This is a genomic window from Corallococcus sp. CA054B (assembly GCF_003611625.1).
Classification (GTDB): Bacteria; Myxococcota; Myxococcia; order Myxococcales; family Myxococcaceae; genus Corallococcus; species Corallococcus coralloides.
In genome coordinates this window covers 1-20,218 of the sequence record NZ_RAVY01000078.1, presented here as the reverse complement: position 1 = coordinate 20,218, position 20,218 = coordinate 1, and the positions used below count along the sequence as shown (strand labels likewise).

At 70.5% G+C, this 20,218-nt stretch carries 16 protein-coding genes; 4 read left to right on the top strand and 12 right to left on the bottom strand.

Annotation, left to right across the window (positions count from 1 at the left end; all coding sequences use genetic code 11):
• The 5 genes from D7V80_RS19920 to D7V80_RS19900 all read right to left on the bottom strand — a co-directional run bounded on the left by D7V80_RS19920 (position 1) and on the right by D7V80_RS19900 (position 6,078).
• A complete protein-coding gene (locus D7V80_RS19920) occupies positions 1–1,080 on the bottom strand; it encodes a hypothetical protein (protein ID WP_120589647.1) in 1,080 nt (359 codons plus the stop codon).
• Positions 1,077–2,948, bottom strand: coding sequence for a Gldg family protein (locus D7V80_RS19915; RefSeq protein WP_120589668.1), 1,872 nt, complete (start codon positions 2,946–2,948; stop codon positions 1,077–1,079). Before D7V80_RS19915 ends, D7V80_RS19920 begins: the two co-directional genes overlap by 4 nt.
• On the bottom strand, positions 2,945–3,667 hold the full coding sequence (locus D7V80_RS19910) for an ABC transporter permease (RefSeq protein WP_014394402.1): 723 nt from the start codon (positions 3,665–3,667) through the stop codon (positions 2,945–2,947). The genes D7V80_RS19915 and D7V80_RS19910 overlap by 4 nt, the downstream gene beginning before the upstream one ends.
• A complete protein-coding gene (locus tag D7V80_RS19905) occupies positions 3,664–4,590 on the bottom strand; it encodes an ABC transporter ATP-binding protein (RefSeq protein WP_120589646.1) in 927 nt (308 codons plus the stop codon). Before D7V80_RS19905 ends, D7V80_RS19910 begins: the two co-directional genes overlap by 4 nt.
• A 72-nt stretch (positions 4,591–4,662) precedes the next feature.
• Positions 4,663–6,078, bottom strand: a complete 1,416-nt coding sequence (locus D7V80_RS19900; protein ID WP_120589645.1) for a TIGR01777 family oxidoreductase — start codon at positions 6,076–6,078, stop codon at positions 4,663–4,665.
• A gap of 32 nt (positions 6,079–6,110) precedes the next feature.
• Here D7V80_RS19900 and D7V80_RS19895 point away from each other — a divergent pair, with 32 nt between their 5' ends.
• Positions 6,111–7,076, top strand: coding sequence for an L-threonylcarbamoyladenylate synthase (locus D7V80_RS19895; RefSeq protein WP_120589644.1), 966 nt, complete (start codon positions 6,111–6,113; stop codon positions 7,074–7,076).
• Here the strand turns inward: D7V80_RS19895 and D7V80_RS19890 are convergent, their stop codons facing one another.
• Positions 7,077–7,784: a hypothetical protein gene (locus D7V80_RS19890; protein WP_147447148.1), complete on the bottom strand. Its 708-nt coding sequence runs from the start codon at positions 7,782–7,784 to the stop codon at positions 7,077–7,079.
• Between the two features lie 191 nt (positions 7,785–7,975).
• Between D7V80_RS19890 and D7V80_RS19885 the strand changes: the two genes are divergently transcribed.
• Entirely contained in the window at positions 7,976–10,057 is a 2,082-nt protein-coding gene (locus D7V80_RS19885) for a hypothetical protein (RefSeq protein WP_147447147.1), read from the top strand.
• Between the two features lie 94 nt (positions 10,058–10,151).
• Positions 10,152–11,234, top strand: coding sequence for a hypothetical protein (locus D7V80_RS19880; RefSeq protein ID WP_120589641.1), 1,083 nt, complete (start codon positions 10,152–10,154; stop codon positions 11,232–11,234).
• Here D7V80_RS19880 and hemH read toward each other — a convergent pair.
• The 6 genes from hemH to D7V80_RS19850 all read right to left on the bottom strand — a co-directional run bounded on the left by hemH (position 11,209) and on the right by D7V80_RS19850 (position 19,498).
• Positions 11,209–12,276 carry a ferrochelatase gene (gene hemH / locus D7V80_RS19875; RefSeq protein ID WP_120589640.1) on the bottom strand — a complete coding sequence of 356 codons (1,068 nt, stop codon included), beginning with the start codon at positions 12,274–12,276 and terminating at the stop codon, positions 11,209–11,211. The two genes, D7V80_RS19880 and hemH, sit on opposite strands and share 26 nt — an antisense overlap.
• A gap of 10 nt (positions 12,277–12,286) precedes the next feature.
• The gene (apaG, locus tag D7V80_RS19870; protein WP_014394392.1) at positions 12,287–12,670 is read right to left on the bottom strand and encodes a Co2+/Mg2+ efflux protein ApaG; all 384 of its coding nucleotides are present in this window, start codon (positions 12,668–12,670) and stop codon (positions 12,287–12,289) included.
• A gap of 57 nt (positions 12,671–12,727) precedes the next feature.
• Positions 12,728–13,693 carry a TerC family protein gene (locus tag D7V80_RS19865; protein WP_120589639.1) on the bottom strand — a complete coding sequence of 322 codons (966 nt, stop codon included), beginning with the start codon at positions 13,691–13,693 and terminating at the stop codon, positions 12,728–12,730.
• A gap of 36 nt (positions 13,694–13,729) precedes the next feature.
• Positions 13,730–15,874 carry a glycogen debranching protein GlgX gene (gene glgX, locus D7V80_RS19860; RefSeq protein ID WP_120589638.1) on the bottom strand — a complete coding sequence of 715 codons (2,145 nt, stop codon included), beginning with the start codon at positions 15,872–15,874 and terminating at the stop codon, positions 13,730–13,732.
• Positions 15,871–18,978 (bottom strand): malto-oligosyltrehalose synthase, encoded by a 3,108-nt coding sequence (treY, locus tag D7V80_RS19855; protein ID WP_199738760.1) that lies wholly within the window; start codon positions 18,976–18,978, stop codon positions 15,871–15,873. The genes glgX and treY overlap by 4 nt, the downstream gene beginning before the upstream one ends.
• A 187-nt stretch (positions 18,979–19,165) precedes the next feature.
• Positions 19,166–19,498, bottom strand: coding sequence for an SWIB/MDM2 domain-containing protein (locus tag D7V80_RS19850; protein ID WP_014394388.1), 333 nt, complete (start codon positions 19,496–19,498; stop codon positions 19,166–19,168).
• A 380-nt stretch (positions 19,499–19,878) separates the two neighbouring features.
• Here D7V80_RS19850 and D7V80_RS19845 point away from each other — a divergent pair.
• Positions 19,879–20,218 (top strand): SDR family NAD(P)-dependent oxidoreductase (locus D7V80_RS19845; RefSeq protein ID WP_120589666.1); only part of this gene is annotated, 340 nt, incomplete at its 3' end.

Sequence of the window (20,218 nt, the reverse complement as noted above, 5' to 3'; positions counted from 1 at the left end):
TCAGCGCGGCGCGGTGAGCTTCGCGGCGTCCTCGGCCAGGAGCTCCAGGCCGCCGCCCATGCGCACCCAGCCGGGGGTGAACTCCGTGCGCGCGTACCACGAGCCGTCCGGCGTCTTCGCCATGGAGAGCTCGCCCACGGCCTTGCCGCCGCGCTGGTATTCCACGCGGAAGGCGGGCGTGGGGGCCGGGCCCGGAAGGGCTTCGCCCCGGCCCAGCAGCTCCACGGGGGTGAGGCGCCACAGGCGGTCATGCCAGTTGCGGGCGAAGTCGTCCGGGGTGCCGGGGGCGTCCACGGGCGACAGCTGCACGGCGCCTGGCGGCTTGCCGCTGGCGACGAACGTGCGGGACCTGGTGCCGCTGGAGATGACGATGCGGTCGAAGCCGTCCACGTCGAAGGTGTGCAGGCGCCGGTCCACGAGCCGGCTGGACGCGGCCTCCAGGTCCGGCAGCAGTGCGGGGCCGAGGAGGAAGACGTGCCCGTCGGACGCGCGCTGGAGGTAGGGGGCGCCCCAGCCTGAAGCAGGCGTGGCGAGGCGGAACGTCCTGGGCGTTCCGTCGAGCGTGAGCGTCAGGCCGCGCTCCGTCTTCGCGAGGCCGATTTCGTCCAGCTTCTTGTCGTCCAGGACGCCCAGGTCCCGCTGCGCGCGCAGCGGAGCGAAGCGGGAGAACAGCTTCAGCGCCACGTCGTTGCCACGCAGCTCGCGGGGCGGAGGCACAGGGGCGGGGCTCGCGGGCGTCCCCGCATCCGTGCCCATGGTGGCGATGGAACCCGCATCTGCCCCGGCATCACCCAGTTCGGACTGCGCCACACCGCCATCCGTCGCTCCAGGTCCGGTGCCCGGCTTCGCGGGCTTGTTGCCCAGGCGGACCCAGATGGTGTCGCGGTCCTGGGGATCGCGGAACAACTCCACGAAGCGCGTCTCCTCGTCGTACCGGATGCGGTCGAGCGCGCTCGCCTGCGCGTCCTCCACCGTCACCTCACCCGGCGCACGCGAAGGCTCGCGCTGCCACACGAAGAACGCGGCCACGAGCGCCACGCCCGCCAGCACGCCCTGCACCGCCACGTCGCGCGCCTTCATCGCGCACCTCCCGCCACTGCGGTGTTCCGTGGCGCACGCCGTCCGCGCCGCCGCGTCACGAAGAAGCCCACCGCCAGCACCGCCACCGGCATGCCGAAGACCGTGGCGTAGAACCACACGACGTCCTGCGAGCGCGTGTGCTGCAACGGCACGTCCTCCTCGCTCGTCGTCACGCCGGAGAGCGCCTCCTCGCCGGAGAGCCAGCGCAGCGTGTCCACCGCGAGATACGCATTGCCCACGTTGCCCAGGATGCCGTCCCCCAGCGCGTCCGCGTCCGCCATCACCACCGCGCGCGGCGCGGGCTTGCCCTCCGCGGCCGGCCGCTCCACCGCCACCACCAGCGGCCACGCCTTCGTGACCTCGCCGGACTCCGGTTCGAAGTCGCCGTTGCGGTCCGCGAACGTCTCTCCGTGCGCGCGCACGCTCGTGTCCAGCAGCACGCCGGGCACGGGCGGCGTCACCGTCTCCAGCGCCGTCGCGCCCAGGAACGCCACCGCGCCCTGCGAGCCCAGCGCGGACAGCGACGTCACCGACGGGTGCGAGGAGAAGCTCGCCGTGCCCAGGTTGCCCCGGTCGCTCTGCTGCCGCGTGGTGCGGAAGTACACCCGGTCATTCGCCAGCGGCACGCGCAGCGACTTCAACCCCATCGGTTGCAGCAACGGCTCCAGCGCCGCGCCATCCGGCTCCAGCGCGATCCACAACCGACCTCCCCGCTCCCAGTACTCGCGCAGCGCGGTGGCCTCCTCCGGAAGCAGCTCCCGCATGGGCCCCAGCACCGCCACCATCGCCGCGTCGCCCGGCACCGCCGAGCCCAACCCCTCCGCCACCGTGAGCGTGCGCACGTCCACGTTCTGCGCGCGCAGCAACTCCTTGAACTGCGCCACCGACGGCCGGGCCGCCTCCCCCTGCACGGGCCGCGTGTCGGCGCGCTCTCCATGGCCTCCCGTGAGGTAGACGACGCGCCGGGGCTTCGCCACCGCCAGCAGCCGCCGCTGCACCTCCGCGTCCAGCCGCTGGAGCTGCCCGCGCGCACGCTCTGGATCCAATCCCAGCGTGAGGATCTCCTTGCGGTCCCCTCGCGCCAGCACCACGGAGCCATTGTTGCTGACGCCCAGGGCCTTGCCGCGCGCGGGTTCCACCGCCTGGTCCAACGACTCCACGCCCAGCTGCGGACTCTCCGGCTCCAGGTCGCGGAAGTACTGCCGCACCGCCTCGCCCACTTCGTTCGCGGGCGGGAAGAAGAGCGTCACCTGCAAAGGCTCGTTGAGACCGCGCACCAGCTTGCGCGTCGCATCGCCCGGCTTCGCGGTCCGGAAGTACGACAGGTCCCAGGTCGCGTCCGCCTGCGTGGCCACGTACGTCGCCGCGAACGCGAACACGATGACGAACGCCATGCCCAGACCGGAGAACAGCGCGCTCTTCACCCGGCCCGTCTCCGGCACGGGCGCCCGGGCCATCGCCACGAGCGCGGCCTCCACCATCGCCAGCGGCACGAGCGCGCACAACAGCAGCGCCGGGAACAGCACCGCCAGCACCGCCGACAGCCGGGGCGACGAACGCGACAGCGGCGCACCGAGGAGCGCCGTCCCCACGTCCCCCTTCACGAAGTAGAGCACCAGCGCGGCCAGCCCCACGACGTACAGCGTGAGCACCCACCGCTCCAGCGCGCGCCGGTCCGCGGGCGCGGCGATCATCCGCACCGCGCGCCACGCCGTCGCGGCCACCACCCCGGCGGTGCCCAGCGCCGCCAGCGCCACGCGGCCGGAGCCCACGCCCAGCACGCGCTCCGCGAGGAACACGGCCACGAGCCCCGCGACGAACGCCCCCGTCGCGGCGAGCCCCGTCCCGAAAGAAGCCGGCGTGCTCATCGCCACCTCCGCGCTTCCAGCACCCGCGTGGCCGCGAACAACGCCACGTAGGTGACCACCAGGTAGTAGACGACGTCCCGCACGTGGATGAGCCCTGCCTGGAACGGAGGGAAGTGCTGGTTCCACAGCGACATCGCGCTGAAGACGTCGGACAGCGGCTGCTCGGTGATGCGCGCCAGCAGCCAGCACAGGATGAGCGCCACCAGCATCACCGCGGAGAAGATGGCCGCGAGCAGCTGGTTCTTCGCGAGCGACGACCCGAACGTCCCCACCGCCAGCGACGCGCTGCCCAGCAGCAGCAACCCCAGGTAGCCCGCCGCCACGTGCCCGAAGGACACCTTGCCGTTCACCAGCACCAGGAGCGGCATGTAGAGCGTGAGCAGCAGGTACAGCGCCAGGAACGCGAGCCCCGCCAGGAACTTGCCCAGCACGATGTCCCGGTCCCGCACCGGCGACGCGTACAACAGCGGCAGCGTGCCCGTCTGGCGCTCCTCCGCGACCAGCCGCATGGACACCAGGATGGCCGCCACGATGGTGAAGCCGCTGGAGTAGTAGAAGAAGCCGGACAGCACCTCCGCGGAGCGCTTGCTCGCGCCGCCCAGGGCGTACGCGTTGAAGAACAGCCCGTTCACCGCGAGGATGATGGCCAGGATGACGTAGCCGCTGAGCGTGCGCAGGTAGCCGGCCAGTTCGCGGCGCGCAATCAGGAGCGCCTTCACGCCTTCACCTCCTGCCCGTGCGTCAGGCGCAGGAACAGCGCCTCCAGCTGTCCCTCGTTCGCGTCCAATCGCAACAACTCCAGGCCCGCGCCCACCACCGCCCGCGCCACCTGGGGCCGCAGGTCCGGCGCCGCCGCGACCTTCAGGGCCAGCACGCCGCCCGCCCCTTCCCGCACCTCCACCGCGCCGAAACCCTGGAGCGCTTCGAGCGCCCGTGCCCGGTCCCCCCGCACCTCCAGCACGATGGACGGACCGCCCAGGCTCCGCGACAGCTCCTCTTCACTGCCCTGCGCCAGCAGCGTGCCCTTGTGGATGATGAGCAGCCGGTCACACGTCTGCGAAATCTCCGGGAGGATGTGGCTGGACACGAGCACCGTGTGCGCGCCCTTGAGGCCGCGGATGACGTCGCGCATCTCCACGATCTGGAGCGGATCCAGACCGCTGGTCGGCTCGTCGAGGATGAGCAGCGCGGGCTTGTGCACCAGCGCCTGCGCCAGCCCCACGCGCTGACGGTAGCCATGGCTGAGCGTGGAGATGACCTCGCCGTGCACGTCGCGCAGGCCGGTCTTCTCCTCGGCCTCGCCGACGTGGGACGCGGTGGCCTTCGCGGGCACGTCGCGCAGCCGGGCGACGTAGGCCAGGTACTCGCCCACCGTCATCTCCTCGTAGACGGGGGGCACGTCCGGCAGGTAGCCGATGCGCTGGCGCACCTCATGGGACTGGCTCACCACGTCGTGCCCGTCGATGACGACGCGGCCCGAGGTGGGCAGCAGCACGCACCCGAGAATCTTGAGCGTGGTCGACTTGCCGGCGCCATTGAGGCCCAGGAAGCCGATGACCTCGCCCTGGCCGATGGTGAAGGCCAGGTCACGGATGGCCGCGTGCTCGCCGTAGAACTTCGTCAGCCCTTCGACCTGGATCATCAGGACTCCTCGAAGCGAGGGGGGAAGCGGCGCACTTCTGTCCCCCCTCCCGAGGAGTGTCAAGCACGGGGCTCAACCGTGGCGGTATTCCGCGCCGTCGGTGGTCCGGCCCAGCGTGAAGCGCAGCGCCTCCTCCAGGCCGGGCAGGAGGAAGGAGAACCCGTGGGCCTGGGCCACGGTGGGCAGGGCGTGGGTGCTGGCCAGGAGGGTCTCCTCGCCCATCTGCCCGAAGACGGTCTTCACCACGGCGGCGGGCAGAGGGAACACCGCCGGACGGTGGAGCACCTTGCCCAGCACCTTCGCCAGCTCGCCCTGTCGAACCGCGTTCGGAGACACGGCGTTGAGAGGCCCTCGGATGGACGGAGTGAAGAGGGAGAACTGGATGAGGCCCAGCACGTCCTCCAGGGACACCCAGCTCAGCCACTGGCGTCCGGAGCCCACGGGCCCGCCGCCGCCCGCCTGGGTCGCGAGCGCCAGCTTCGCGAGCGCCCCGCCGCGCGCGTCCATCACCACGCCGATGCGCAGGTTCACCACGCGGATGCCCGCGTCCTCGGCGGGTTTGGTGGAGGCCTCCCACTGGCGCGTGACGTCCGCGAGGAAGCCGTCACCGGAGGAGGACGTTTCGGTGAGTTCCTCGTCGCCCCGGCTGCCGTAGTAGCCGGTGGCGGACGCGCAGATGAGCACGCGCGGCTTCCGGGTGTTTCGGGCCAGCGTTTCACACAGCAGGCGGGTGCTCTCCGTGCGGCTCTTGAGGATCTCCTGCTTGCGCTCGTCGGTCCATCGGCCCTCGCCCACGTTGGCGCCGGACAGGTGCACCACGGCGTCCACGTCCTCCAGGCCCGCGGCGTCGACGGTGCCCTTGTCGGGAGCCCAGGAGATGTCCCCGCGCGCCGCGTTCGCCCGGCCGCGCACCAGCCGCTTCACGCGGTGGCCCCCGGTGGTGAGGAACGACGCCAGCGCGGAGCCCAGCATGCCGGACGCGCCGCCGATGGCCACGGTGAGCGGGCCCTGGGATGCGAACTGCGCATGGCGGCGCAGGTCCGCGCGGGTGAGCGAGTGGCGGTACGCGAACATGCGCTCCAGGCGCTTGCGCGCGTAGCCCCCGCCGAAGGTGTCCCCCAGCGCGCCCACCGGCAGCTCGTACAGGATGTGGTCATCCAGGATGGAGGCCTGGGGACCCGAGGGGTTCATGCGGTGGTCATGGATCCACTTCGCGAAGGGGCCTTCACGCTGGGTGTCCTGGAAGGAGGAGCCCTCCACGTAGGCGGTGTGCTCGGCGACCATGCGCTGGGGGATGGGGCCCAGGTGGAGCTTCACGACGACGCGGGCGCCAGGGCGGATTCCATCGCCGGAGCGGTCCACGACCTCCGCGGTCTCCCAGGGGGGCGACAGGCGTTCGAAAGCCCCCTCGCGGGTGTGCCAGGAGAAGAGGTCGGCGGCGGGGACCGGCATCTGGCTGTGCGCTTCGAAAACGTGCGGCTTGCCCATGGTTTCTCCAGGGGAGACAGTGCGACCCGAGCATGCTTACTCCCGACCTCCTCGACCGTGCAGTCGAATTGCTGCGACACGGCGGTGTCATCGCCCTGCCAACAGAGACGGTCTACGGCCTCGCGGCCAATGCCGAGGACGAGCTGGCCGTGCGCCGCGTCTTCGCCATCAAGGGCCGGCCGGCGAACCACCCGCTCATCGTCCACATCCCGGATGAGGAGTACCTGCCGGAGTGGGCCCGTGAGGTACCGGACGAAGCGAGGGCACTGGCGAAGGCGTTCTGGCCGGGTCCGCTGACGCTGGTGCTGCGGCGTACGTCGAAGGCCACGGACGCGGTGACGGGAGGCCAGGACACGGTGGCGTTGCGAGTCCCCGGCCACTCCGTGGCGATGGAGGTGCTCGAACGGCTGGGAGGAGGCGTGGCAGCGCCGAGCGCCAACCGCTTCGGCCGGGTGAGCCCGACGACCGCGGAGCACGTGCAGCGAGACCTGGGCGACGACGTGGACCTGGTGCTGGACGGAGGTCCGTCCACGGTGGGCGTGGAGTCAACCATCGTGGACCTGTCGTCCGGAGCCCCCGTGATTCTCAGGCCCGGAGGCCTGGCGACGGAGGACATCGAGCGAGTCCTGGGGCGCACGGTGCCCGTGCGCACGTCGACCACCGTGCGAGTGTCCGGTTCACTGGAGTCGCACTACGCGCCCAGGGCCGGCGTGGTGCTCGCGGAGCCGCATGAAGCGGTGCAGCGGGTGGAAGCGCTGCGTGCACAGGGATTGCGAGTCGGAGTGCTGGGCCCCGCGTCACTGCCACTGCCTGGCGATGTGCAGCGCTTCGACGTGCCGGGAGAACCCGCGCAGGCCGCGCGAGTCCTCTACGCGCGGCTGCGGGAAGCCGACGAACAGGGCCACGACGTGCTCGTGGCCTGTCTGCCCGCCGCCAGCGGCCTGGGCATCGCCGTGCGAGACCGACTGTCCCGCGCGGCGGCGCCCCGCGACAGTTGATCAGAGCTCCTTCACCAGTTCCTGCCGCGCCTTCGCGGTGTAGCGGCCGATGAGCCCCGCGCGCTTGGGCGCGTACTTCGCGCTCTCATACTGGATGGCCATGATGCCCCGGGCCGGCAGCGTCCACTGCGTCAGGTTCACCTGGCTCTCCAGCGTGGTCCACCGGTTGAGCACCTTGAACTGTCCCTGCCCCGCGAGCGCGCTCTCCAGGGTCTCCGCGGAGGCAGCCGCGTCCGCCTCCTGCAGCGGCGCCAGGTCCGCGGCGAAGCGCACGGGGACGTCTCCCCACTTCACCTGCCGCTTCACCTCACGGGCCGTCTTCGGCTCCCCGAACTTCCGGGTGAGCAGGTCCCGCATCAGCGTCTGGAAGGTGCGCGGATCCCCCACGTCCTGGAAGAAGACGTCCACCGCCGCCAGCCGGTTGTCCAGGAACCCCAGCGCCACCTCCGCCGGAAGCTCCGCGATGGTGGTCTTCAACCGCAGCGTCCCATCCGGGGCCACGCTCGCCTCGGGCAGCGCGGCGCGGACCTCGTCCGGCGACATGCCCCAATGGGCCGTCTGGAACCCCTCCGTGCTCCGGTAGGTCTTGTCCGCCGCATCGCGAATCGCCTGCCGCCGCTCCAGCGCGGAAGGCTTGTCCGGATTCGTCGACGCACAACCCGCCGCCAGGCCCAGCACCCCCAACAACCCCAAAGCCCCAAGCTTCATCGCATCTCTCCGTTTGCAGTCACGGGCCTCTCCCCAGGGAGGACCCCCATCGCAGGCATCCCCGCGCTTCGCGGTGTGCGGACATAGAGGAATACGGAGGGACTCCGGAAGCTGGGTCGCCGGACGCCCGGGGGCTTGCGGCCAGCAGCCCGGGTCGCCCAGGCTCTACGTCTGGAGAGGGGAACAGCCACATGGGTATCGCCACGGGGTGGTTATGGGTCGTCCTGGCCATGGCGTCTGGCGCGCGGCCAGATCCTTCCGCCGAAGCCATGTGCGAACTCTCCGCGCTCTACACCGCCGAACGGTCCTTCTTCGGGGAGAAGGACCGCTACGACACCCCCGCGGTCGTCGGCTTCCTTCCCCTGCCCTGCACCGACGGCACCCGGCCTCCCGCGCCGGACGCCCACTCCGTCGGCGGCTGCCAGTTCGTCTTCACCGTCCTCGAAGCAGGCCGCGCTCAAAACGCCACCCTGAAGCTCGAAGCCCGCGGCGTCACGCCCGCCACGCGCAACCTGCGCTTCCTGATGGATGGCCGCGATGCCCTCATCACTCGCGCGGACTCCAACGCCCGCGTGGCGCCCGTGGACTGTGACGCCTGGAGGCGGGCGGCGGATCCGCTCCTGCGCTACCACGAGCTCGCCGGGGAGTACGACTGCGTCACCGGGCCCTATGCCCCGACGCATCCCTGCACCGAGGCCCTCACCCAGCTCGCGAACCTCGCGCGCAAGGGCGTGGGCGTCGCCAGGAAGGAGTACGACGCGCACCCCACCGCGCGCGAGCTGTATCCCTTGAGCCCTCCAACGCCCGCCATGCTCCTCTGCGGCGTCACCGCCTCACCCCAGCAGCGCGCCCAGCACTCGGACCTCCTCTTGAGCCAGGGCCGCCTCCTGGACGTGGTGCTCCAGCCGGGCTGCCGCGATGCCGGTCTTCGCGCCGGCATCCCCCTCCTGTTCAGGGACGGGGCCTGCCCGGGCCCACGCTGTCTGGAGTTGGTGCGCCTGGCCCAACGCGTACAGCTGCCTGAACTGCTCGACGTTCTCGCAGGTCGCGCCGAGCCGCTGGTCACCTGGCTCTGGACTCAGCCCGCCGCGCTCCAGCGCGACTTCCTGAGAGCCGCCACGGACCAGGACTCCAACAGGGTCGACGCGCTCCTCCTGCTGCACCAAGGGGCCTGGCCCAGCCTCCAGGCCCTGACCACGCCTCCGCTCACGCACCTGGAGAATGCGTGGCTCGAACGCGCCCACCGTGAGCACCCCACCCTGGCCCCCGTCCTGAGTCTGCTGCGCGAGCAGCAACAAGGCCACCCCGCCACCGACGCGGACTTCGAGGCCTGGGCACGAACCGTTCCCTGCCGACAGCTCCACGATGCCCGAGACGTGGCCTTGTCCGCGACGCGCCTGCGCGCCATCGCCCAGACCCAATCGCGCTGCCCGGGAGACGCCGTCTCGGTCCTGTCCCGCCACGTCTCGAAGCTGGCCCCCAGGGAGCTCATCGACGTGCTCCAGCCGCTGACCGCGGAGCAGCTGCGCATGCTGCGCAATGACCTGGGCCTCAACGACCCGGCACGCGGCGAGGCCCTGTTCGACTGGGCGATGGAGCGCGAGCCGAGCCTCCTCGACGGACTGGCCGCCACGCCCGCCGTCATGGCGAAGATGCTCACCCCCCGCTACGCGGACCCGCTGGGCGGACGCGAGGCCGTCCTCGACCTGCTGCTGGACTCACAGCGGAGCCCCCGCCTCGCTCCGACCTACGACGCACTCCTCTTCGTGATGGCCGAGGCACTGAAGGGCACGCCTTCCGCCGCGCGCGTCAGGAACATCGCGGAGCGCAACCTGCCCCCCGAAGACCGGCAGCGCCTGCTGTCCGGCATGCTGCGAGCCCGGGACCCACGCCTCCAGGCCGCCGCCGCCGCCGGCGCCGCGGATTGGAAGGCCTCCGATGGCATCACCGCCCCCGCGGCACGGGCCTGCCTTGCGGAGGCCCGCGTCACCCTGGAATGCATGGCCACCCGGTCCAGGCCCCTGGGCCCGCCCCCTCCAGGCCACCGGCAGTTCTTCTTCGGGTGCGGCACGGGGCCCCAGCCGCCTCCGGCCCCACCCGCGCCCATCGAGACCTGGTGCACGCGCTTCGACGAGTTGGTGGCGTCCTGCCGCACCGCCTGCGGAGGCGCGCTGCCCGGCCCGAGCGAGCTCGCGCTCCTCGCGTCCATCGCCGGTGAGCCGCCGCCCACCGCGCCGGACGGCCTGCGCGCCTGCATGCCTGACTTTCCATGAGCCCCCAACTTCGGCGGGCCGCGTCAAAGCCCGTTCTCCCTTTTACAACCGCCGTCCGCTCCGCTATCCCGCGACGGTCACCCAGGAGTGTCCCGTGAAGCGAAGTCTGTCCGGTCTGCTCGTCGCCCTCGCGTTCACCGCCTGCAAGCAGGAGGCGCCGGGCAAGCTGGAGCCCATCCCGCGCCCGCCGGGGGCCACCGCGCCCGAGCCCGAGGAGGCCGCTCCCGTTCCCGCCGCGCCCGCCGTCCCCAAGGACGCCGTCGTGCTGCGCTGGAAGCTCGTCCAGGACGCGCCCGTCTCCTTCCGGCTCAACCTGGCGCTGGACCGCAACGCGGCCGTCCCCGAGTCCGCCCCCGCGCCGAAGGCCGCCAAGGCCGACAAGAAGAAGGGCGCCAAGGCCGCCCCCGCCGGCGAGGCGCCCAAGGCCGCCGCCAGGGCCCCCGTCCCCACCGAGTACATGTACGTGCTCGTGCTGGACAAATCCGGTGAGCGCCAGCTGCGCGTGACGCCCAACGCCGGCGTGGGCGAGGACGCCACCTTCAGCGACCGCGGCTTCATCATCGACGGGCTCCAGGGCCCCGCGCGCAACCTGGCCACGCTGGTGCTGGAGCTGCCGCGCGACCCCGTGCGCCCCGGCGAGACGTGGTCCCTGGGCACCGAGCTCACCACGCCGGACGCCCTGGGCACCCTGTTCCGCCGCGCCCCCGGCGGCGAGCGCCACAACCGCGTGAAGCTCGTCTCCGTCACCCCGGGCGACAACGGCGAGCAGGTGGCCACGCTCGAGTACGACATCGTGGAGCAGTTCGGCGGCACCCTCAGCCCTCCGCGCCCCACCCTTCCCAAGAAGGACAAGGGCGCGAAGCAGATGGCCCCCGAGAATGCCGCCATCGAGGTCCCCAACGAGCTGGACGACACGCCGGCCCCCGCCGCCCAACCGGAAGGCACCGAGCTGGGCGCCACCGTGAAGGTCACCGGCAAGGGCGAGTTCCTGGTGAAGGCCGGCCAGTGGCGCTCCTGGGAGGGCACCCTGTCCACCTCCCTCAACGGCCCCGCGCAGCCCGCCGTGAACCTGCCCGTGGGCACCTACCAGGCCCGCGTCTCGCCCGTCGGCGCTCCGCAGGCTCCGGCGGCGCCGCAGGCTCCGGCCGAGCCTACCGCGACTCCGCCCGCGCCGTAGGGGCCGGGCCGTCCGAAGCGCGCACCATCCGCACCACGGCGTCCACCCACTCCGGGTGGGCGTTGAGGGACGGCACCAGCGTCAGCGACTCGCCGCCCGCCTCCACGAACTGCTCCTTCGCGCGGAGGCCAATCTCCTCCAGCGTCTCCAGGCAGTCCGCCACGAAGGCCGGGCACATCACCGCCAGCCGCTTCACGCCCTTCGCCGCCAGCTCCGGCAGCACCAGGTCCGTGTAGGGCTTCACCCACGGCGTGCGCCCCAGCCGAGACTGGAAGGACACCGTGTAGCCGCCCTCCGGCAGCGCCAGCCGCTGGGCCAGCATCCGCGCCGTCGCGAAGCACTGCGCGCGGTAGCAGTGCCGGTTCTCCGCCGTGATGGCGTCGCAGCACCCCGCGGACGACAGGCAGTGCTGCCCCGTCGGGTCGCTCTTGCGCATGTGGCGCTCCGGCACCCCGTGGAAGCTGAACAGCACGTGGTCCGCGCGCGTGTCCGCGATCACCGGCCGCGCCACCGCCGCGAACGCGTCCAGGAAGCCCGCGTCGTCCCAGAACGCCGGCACCGCGCGCACGTTGGGGACGTCCCAGCCCTCCGCCAGCACCTCATAGGTGCGCGCCAGCGACGACGCGGAGGACGACGCCGCCTCGTGCGGGTACAGCGGCAGCACCGTGACCTCCGACACGCCCTTCGCCTTCAGCCGCGCGATGGCGTCCGGCAGCGACGGGTTGCCGTAGCGCATGGCCAGCTCGACCTCGTAGTCGTGCCCCAGCTGCTCCCGCACCCGCGCCTCCAGCGCGCGGCTGAACACGAGCAGCGGCGAGCCCTCCTTCATCCACACCTTGCGGTACGCCTCCGCGCTCTTCGCGGGGCGGAACGGGAGGATGAAGAGGTTCAGCAGGAACCAGCGCCCCACCGGGTGGATGTCGATGACGCGCGGGTCGTTGAGGAACTCGCGCAGGTAGCGGCGCACCGGCCCGGACTCGGGCGCGTCCGGCGTCCCCAGGTTGACGAGCAGCAGGCCCCGCTTCGTGGTCGGCACAGGCATGCGTGAGGTCTCAGTGCAGCGCGTGCGGCAGCGTGAGCGCGAACTCGGCGATGCGCGCCTCGAAGCGCGTGCCGTCCGGGCGCTCCATCTCGTAGCCGCCGCGCATGGTGCCGAAGGGCGTCTTCAGCATCGCCCAGCTCGTGTACTCGAACCGCTCGCCCGGCTTGAGGTGCGGCTGACGGCCGACCACGCCCTCGCCCTTCACCTCGTCGATGTGCCCCTGGGCGTCGGTGATGATCCAGTGCCGGGACCGCAGCTGCGCCGGGACGGTGCCTTCGTTGAAGAGCACCACCTTGTACATGAAGGCGAACTGCCCGGACTCAGGAGTGCTGCGCTCCGGCCAGAAGGTCGGCTCCACGGTGACGCGGATGCCGTCGGTGGTGGCGGTGGACATGGCGGGAGACTTGGCAGCGACTCCCGCCCGATGCAAGCGAAACGCAGGGCTCGCCCGTCAGCCGCGCTCCTGCTCCCGGGCGGGCGTCTCCGGCGCCTTCTCCTCTTCCGGGGGCTTGGGGAACACCAGCGACGCCACGATGGCCACCAGCAGGCAGCCGGCAATCACCGCCAGCGAGATGCCGATGGGAATCTTGAACCAGTGCTCGATGAGCATCTTCACGCCCACGAAGGCCAGGATGACGCCCAGCGCGACCTTCAGCAGGTGGAACTTCTCCATCAGGCTGGAGACGACGAAGAACAGCGAGCGCAGGCCCAGGATGGCGCAGACGTTGGACGTGTAGATGATGAACGGGTCCTTGCTGATGCCCAGCACCGCCGGGATGGAGTCCATGGCGAAGAGCAGGTCCGTGGCCTCCACCACCATCAGCACGATGAACAGCGGCGTCACCTTGCGCCGGCCGTCCTCGTGGACGAAGAACCGGCTGCCCTCGCCCTGACGCGCCACCGGCAACAGGCGCCGGGACATCCTCACGATGAAGCCCGCCTCCGGATCCACGTCCTCGTCCTCCTTGGCCCAGAGCATCTTGGAGGCCGTGTAGACGAGGAACGCGCCGAACAGGAAGATGAGCCACTCGAAGCGGGCCACCAGCGCCGTGCCCGCGACGATGAGCAGCGCGCGCATCACGAACGCGCCCAGGATGCCCCAGAAGAGCACCCGGTGCTGGTGCTGCGGCGGCACCCGGAAGTAGCCGAACACCATCAGGAAGACGAAGAGGTTGTCGACCGACAGCGCGTACTCCACGACGTACGCCGTCAGCCACTCCAGCGCCGGCCCCTTGCCGCCGTAGTGCCAGACGCCTCCGCAGAACGCGAGGCTGATGCTCACCCACACGAGCGTCCACAGGGTCGCCTCCTTCGGCGACACCGCGTGCTCCTTGCGGTGGAACAGCCCCAGGTCCATGGCGAGCATCGCCAGGACGAAGACGTTGAAGGCCACCCAGGGCCAGAGCGTGTGGGTCATCACGCCCCGCTGCCTACTCCGGGACGGCCCCGTCGGCTACTCCCATTCCGTCGCTGGCCGCCGCAAGACGACCAGGGAACGTCCCATGGCCTGCACCGTGCCGCCCGCCGGCGTGTGCGTGCGCAGGGACTCCCCCGTGGCCGCGGTGTCCACCACCAGTTCCCAGTCCGCGCCCCACTCCAGGGCGGGCAGCCTGAAGGAGATGGGCTCGTGGTGCGCGTTGAGCAGCACCAGCAACGTGTCCCCCACGATGCGGTGGCCCTCGTCGTCCGGCGTGGCGATGGCGTCCCCGCCCAGCAGGAAGGCCAGGGAGCGCACGTAGGGCTTCTCCCAGTCCTCGCGCTTCATCTCCTTGCCGTCCGGCCGGAACCACGCCAGGTCCTTCAGCTCGCTGTCCCAGATGTGGGCCCCGCGGAAGAAGCGGCGCTTGGACAACACCGGCTGCTCGCGGCGCAGCTTGATGATGCGGGAGGTGAAGTCCAACAGCTGGCGCTGCTGCTCGTTGAGCTCCCAGTTCACCCACGACAGCTCGTTGTCCTGGCAGTAGGCGTTGTTGTTGCCCTTCTGCGTGCGGCCCATCTCGTCGCCCGCCACCAGCATGGGCACGCCCTGCGACAGGAAGAGGGACGCCAGGAAGTTGCGCTTCTGCTGCTCGCGCAGCGCGTTCACCTTGGGGTCGTTCGTCTCCCCCTCCACGCCGCAGTTCCAGGCGTGGTTGTCATTGGCGCCGTCGCGGTTCTCCTCGCCGTTGGCCTCGTTGTGCTTCTCGCTGTACGTCACCAGGTCGTGCAGCGTGAAGCCGTCGTGCGCGGTGACGAAGTTCACGCTCGCCGTGGGCTTGCGGCCGGACAGCGCGAACAGGTCGGAGCTGCCGGTGAGCCGCGAGCCGATCTCCGCCGCCTGCCGGTCGTCACCCTTCCAGTAGCGGCGCATGGTGTCGCGGTACTTGCCGTTCCACTCGCTCCACAGCACCGGGAAGTTGCCCACCTGGTAGCCGTAGTCCCCCACGTCCCACGGCTCCGCGATGAGCTTCACGCGGCTCAGGACGGGGTCCTGGTGGAGGATCTGGAAGAAGGCCGCGCGGGTGTCGTAGCCGTGCCTGTCCCGTCCCAGCGTCGTCGCCAGGTCGAAGCGGAAGCCGTCCACGTGCATCTCTTCCACCCAGTAGCGCAAGCTGTCCGCGATGAGCTTCAGCGCGTACGGGTGCGTGGCGTTCCACGAGTTGCCGCACCCCGTGAAGTCCATGAAGTAGCGCGGGTCCTTCTCACTGAGCCGGTAGTACGCGCCGGCGTCCAGCCCCTTGAAGGACAGCGTGGGCCCCAGGTGATTGCCCTCGCAGGTGTGGTTGTAGACCACGTCGAGGATCACCTCGATGCCCGCGCGGTGCAGCAGCTTCACCATCCCCTTGAACTCCGCCACCTGCTCGCCCAGCGAGCCCGACGCGCAATAGCGCGCGTCCGGAGCGAAGAAGCCCAGCGTGTTGTAGCCCCAGTAGTTGGAGCGCCCCTTCTGGGTGAGGAACGGCTCGTCCACGAAGGCGTGGATGGGGAGCAGCTCCACGCTCGTCACGCCCACCTTCTTCAGGTGCTCGATGCTGGCCGGGTGCGCCAGGCCCGCGTACGTGCCGCGCAGGTGCTCTGGAATGCGCGGGTGCAGCTGGGTGAAGCCCTTGACGTGCAGCTCGTAGAGGACCGTCTTGTGCCAGGGAATCTCCGGCCGCTTGTCGTTCTCCCAGTCGAACCCGTCCGCCAGGATGACCGCCTTGGGCACGCCCCAGGCGTCGTCCTGCGTGTCCATGACGAGGTCCTCCTCCTTGCCCCCGTGCACGTACCCGTGGATGGGCGCCTTGTGGTCCACCTGGCCGTGCAGCGCGCGGGCGTAGGGGTCCACCAGGAGCTTGTGCGGGTTGAAGCGCAGGCCCTTCTTGGGTTCATACGGACCGTGAACCCGCAGGCCGTACAGCGCCCCCGCGTGCAGGCCCGGCAGGTAGCCGTGAAAGACGTGGTTCGTGGTCTCCAGCAACGGGAAGCGGCGCGTCTCCTTCTTGGGGTCGGCGGGGTCGAAGAGACAGACCTCCACCTTCTTCGCGTGCTCGCTGAACACGGCGAAGTTCACGCCGTTCCCGTCGTACGTGGCGCCCAGGGGAAACGGCTTCCCTGGAAGCACCTCGGCCCTTCTCATCCAGTGCTCCTCTCCAGCAGCACCACCGGGAACTCCGCGAGGAGCGGCCCCAGGGCCAGCCCCACGCCACCCGGCCCCTGCTGGGGACGGACGGTGTTCCCGGTGAAGACATTGCGGAACATCATGCCCGCATATGCCTCCGGAAGGTTCAGGAACGTACCGTCGTACGCTTGCGCCAGCCCGCCGGACTCCAGCGCCTCCAGCGTGTAACGCGGCGCGCAGGCAATCAGCACGCTGTCACCGTGCGTGCGAGCGAAGCCGACCGCCGCGGGCGAGCGCGGCCCGGACAGCTCCAGCGCCTCGTAGCCGCCCCCGCGGAAGAGGTCCGCGTACTTCTGGCGCAGCCGCAGCGACTCCGCCAGGACGAAGAGCTTCACCTGCCCGTCGTCCATGTCCCGGGTCAGCCGCGCGCACAGCGCGGGCCGGTCCTTCGCCGCCGCGTCGTCCAGCGCCGTGAGCAGCCGCTCGCGCAGGGCGTAGTCCACCGGCCGGCGGTTGTCCGGATCCACCAGCGACAAATCCCACAGCTCGCAGCCCTGGTACGTGTCCGCCACGCCGGGCGAGGCCAGCTTCAAGAGCAGCTGCCCCAGCGCGTTGTGCTGGCCCGCGCGCTCGATGCGGCGCTTGAAGGCCTTCACGCCGTCCAGGAAGGCCTGGCCCTTCGCGGGGTCGAAGCACGCGTCCACGAACTGCGCCACCGCGTCGTCGTAGGCGCCGTCCGGGTTGGTCCACGACGTGCGGACCTTGGCCTCCTTGATGGCCTTGCCCATGTACTCGCGCACGCGGCGGTGGAACTCCTTGAACTCGGCCAGGGGCACCTCTTCGCCCATGGGCCACGCGCCCACCACCGTCTGGAAGAAGAGGTAGACGTCGTTGGACGACGGCGCGGGCCCCGTGGGCAGGTGGCTGACGAAGGGCCGGGTGAGGTCCGCCCAGGCGCGCACCTGCTCCCGCCAGACCTCCGGCAGCTCCGTGAGCACGTTGATGCGCGCGCGCACGTCCTCGCTGCGCTTGGTGTCGTGGGTGCTGGAGGTGAGCATGCTCGCCGGCCAGCGCTCCGCGCGCTCCTGGTTGCGCAGGTGGAAGGTGGTGGCGCGCATGCCGAAGTGCTCCGGCTCGCCGCCCACCTCGTTGAGGCTCACCAGCCGGTTGTAGATGTAGAAGACGGTGTCCTCCAGGCCCTTGGCCATGACGGGGCCCGTCACCTGCTGGAGCTTCATCGCGAATCTCAGCATCACCGCCTTCTCGTCGTCCCCCACGTGCTCCGGGTAGCGGCCCAGGAGGATGTCGCGCAGGAAGTCAAAGATGGAGGCGTTGGTGGTGGTGTTGCGCTCCTTGGCGCGCTGGAGGGTCCACTCGATGTACTGCACGTCGCGCACGTCCAGCTCCGCGCGCCAGCCGTCCACGTAGGTGCGGTAGACGGGGAACAGCGCGATGAACTCCACCAGCGCGCGCCGCAGGCTGTTGAGCGTGAAGTCGCGCGTGCGGCGGTTCATCTCCGAGATGCGGTTGAGCTCGTGCGCCAGCACGTTGATTTCGCTGGCCATGCTCACGCGCATGATGAGCAGCTTCTTCTGGTACACGAGCTCCGCGAAGTCCTGCGTGCCGCCCGCGAAGCGCTCGTACGTCTCCGTCAGGTGCGCCTCCGCGGCCGGGTGCACGAACAGGCCGCTCACGGCGTTGGCGAAGCGGTAGCCGGTGGTGCCGTGCACCGCCCACGACTCCGGGATGCGCTCGCGGCCGCCTTGAATCTTCTCCACCGCCACGAAGAGCGCCTTGCGCAGCGGGCTGTCCGGCGCGTCCATCACCTCGCGCCGCCACTTCGCGCGCAACAGCGCCTCCACCTCCGGCCACCGCGCGTCGTCCCCCTCCTTCTTCCCGGCGTCGAAGCGCGCCCGCGCCCGCTCCACGAAGAAGCGCTCCTGCAGGTCCAGGAAGTAGGCGGTGGGGTCGAAGAGGCCGTCCGGGTGGTCGATTCTCAGGCCCGTGACGCGCCCCTCGCGCAGCCACTCGAAGATGCGCTGGTGCGCCTCCAGGAAGACGTCCGGGTCCTCCACGCGGATGGCGGCCAGGCCGTTGATGTCGAAGAAGCGGCGGTAGTTGATCTCCTCGCCCGCCACGCGCCAGTGCGCCAGCCGGTAGCTGCAGTTCTGCAGCAGCGTGTCCAAGAGGTCGAAGGAGCGCACGTTGCCGGGCGTGCCGTTGAACACCCGGAGGTTCTCCTCCACGTACGCCGCCAGCTCCGCGCTGTCCGCCACCACCGCGCCCAGCCGCCGCTTGATGACCTCCTTCTCGCGGTGCCGCTCCGTCACCTTCGCCGCGTCCACCTCCGTGCGCAGCGGCAGGTGGTCCAGGGCCGTCAGGATGGAGAGCAGCTCCACCAGGTGCGGCGACTCCGCGCCCAGCTGCTTCTCCAGCCGCTCCAGGCCGTGCTTGAGGATGGTGGCGTACTGGCGCGGCGCCACCGGCAGCCGGTGGTCGTAGTAGTGCAGGTGGAAGGCGCCGGAGTCGTAGGACAGCTTCAGCTCGCCGCGCTCCAGCACGATGCCGTACTGGTCGCCCAGGATGGGCAGCAGCACCTTGTCCGCCAGCTCGTCCTTCACCGGCCGCCAGTCCACGTCGAAGAACTTCGCGTAGACGGACGACGGGCCGTTCTCCAGCACGTCCAGCCACAGGCGGTTGTCCCGCTCGATGCCCATGTGGTTGGGCACCACGTCCAGCACCTGCCCCAGCCCGTGCTCGCGCAGGGCGTCACAGAGCGCCGCGTGGTCCTCTGGCGTGCCCACCTCCGGGTTGAGCCGTTGGTGGTCCACGCAGTCGTAGCCGTGGGTGCTGCCGGGCGTGGCCTTGAGGTAGGGCGACGCGTAGAAGTCGCTCACGCCCAGCTTCGCCAGGTACGGCACCAGCGCCTTCGCCTGTTGGAAGGTGAAGCCCTGGTGCAGCTGCATCCGGTAGGTGGACAGCGGGGTGACGCGGCGCGATTGCAGCTCGCGTTGGACCTGTTGGAAGAGGTCGTCCGCCCGAGCCTCCACCGTCGTGTGCGTGCCATCCGCGTCCGCCTGCCGCGCGGAGCGCTCCCCTGCCTCGGAACCGTCGTGGAACATGGGCCCCAGAGGTAGGTCCGACGCGGCGCGTCCGCCAGCGGGCAGATGCGCCTTAGCCCCCTTTTCAACGCTCCGGGCGAGCGGCTGGCAGAGGGGGAAAAAGCGGAGGGCCCGTCGCGCGCGATGCGTGACGAGCCCCCAGGGTCCTTCGGGCGACCGGCGACGGCCCCGACGGGCCCTGCACCGTTCAGCTCAGGTGCTTGTTCACCAGCGCGGTCATCTCGAACATGGTGACGTTCTTCTTGCCGCCGAAGATGGGCTTGAGCTTGTCGTCGGCGTTGATCTGGCGCTTGTTCTTCGCGTCCTGGAGGTTGTTCTTCTTGATGTAGTCCCAGATCTTGCTGACCACCGCGGTGCGGGGCAGCGCCTTGGAACCGACGATCGCCGCCAGCTCAGCGGAGGGCGTCATCTCCTTCATGAACGCAGCGTTGGGCTTACGGCCCGCGGCCTTCTTCGCGGCAGGAGCCTTCTTCGCGGCAGCAGGGGCAGACTTCTTCGCAGCGGCTTTCTTGGCGGCCATTCGTCTTGTGTCTCCTCCCCTCCGAAGGGGACGTTGCACGGCGTGCTTGCATCTTCAAGCTAGAGCCGATGGCGCGTAGTAGCACGGCCTAGAGCGAAAAACAGCGTCCATCGCGCGCTTTTTCCCTCTGGGCCCCCTCGGAGCAATGGATTCGGAGCCTAGAACTCGGCCCCGCAGCGCATTCTTCCCTCGGGAACGGAAGCCTCGCGACGCGTCCGGAGCGCCAGGAACCGGCTCCGGAGGCCGTTTTCCCTCGGGGATTGTGCCTCGCAACGCGTCCGGAGGCGGAAAGTCGGCATCCGGAGCATCTGCCTCCTCGGGGAGGACCCCACCCTTTTCGACGGTGGACGGGATGTGGCTTTTCGGATGAAACAGCGCCCATGAATGCCCTCATCACTGGTGCCGGTGGCTTCCTGGGGACCTGGCTCGCTCGGGCGCTGGCTGCGCGCGGCGACCGGGTTTCATGCCTGTTGCGCCCCACCACGGACACCCGCGAGCTGGAAAAGGCCCTGGAAGGCCACCCCTGGACGCGGGTGGTGGGCGACGTGACGGACCCCGCCTCGCTGGCCAGCGCGGTGAAGGGCGTGGACGTCGTCTTCCACCTGGCCGGCATCCGCCGCGCCGCGCTGCGCGACGAGTTCATGCGCGTCAACGCGGAGGGCACCCGCCTCATCTGCGAGGCCATGGCCGCCCTGCCCCAGCCCCGCCCCCGCCTGGTGA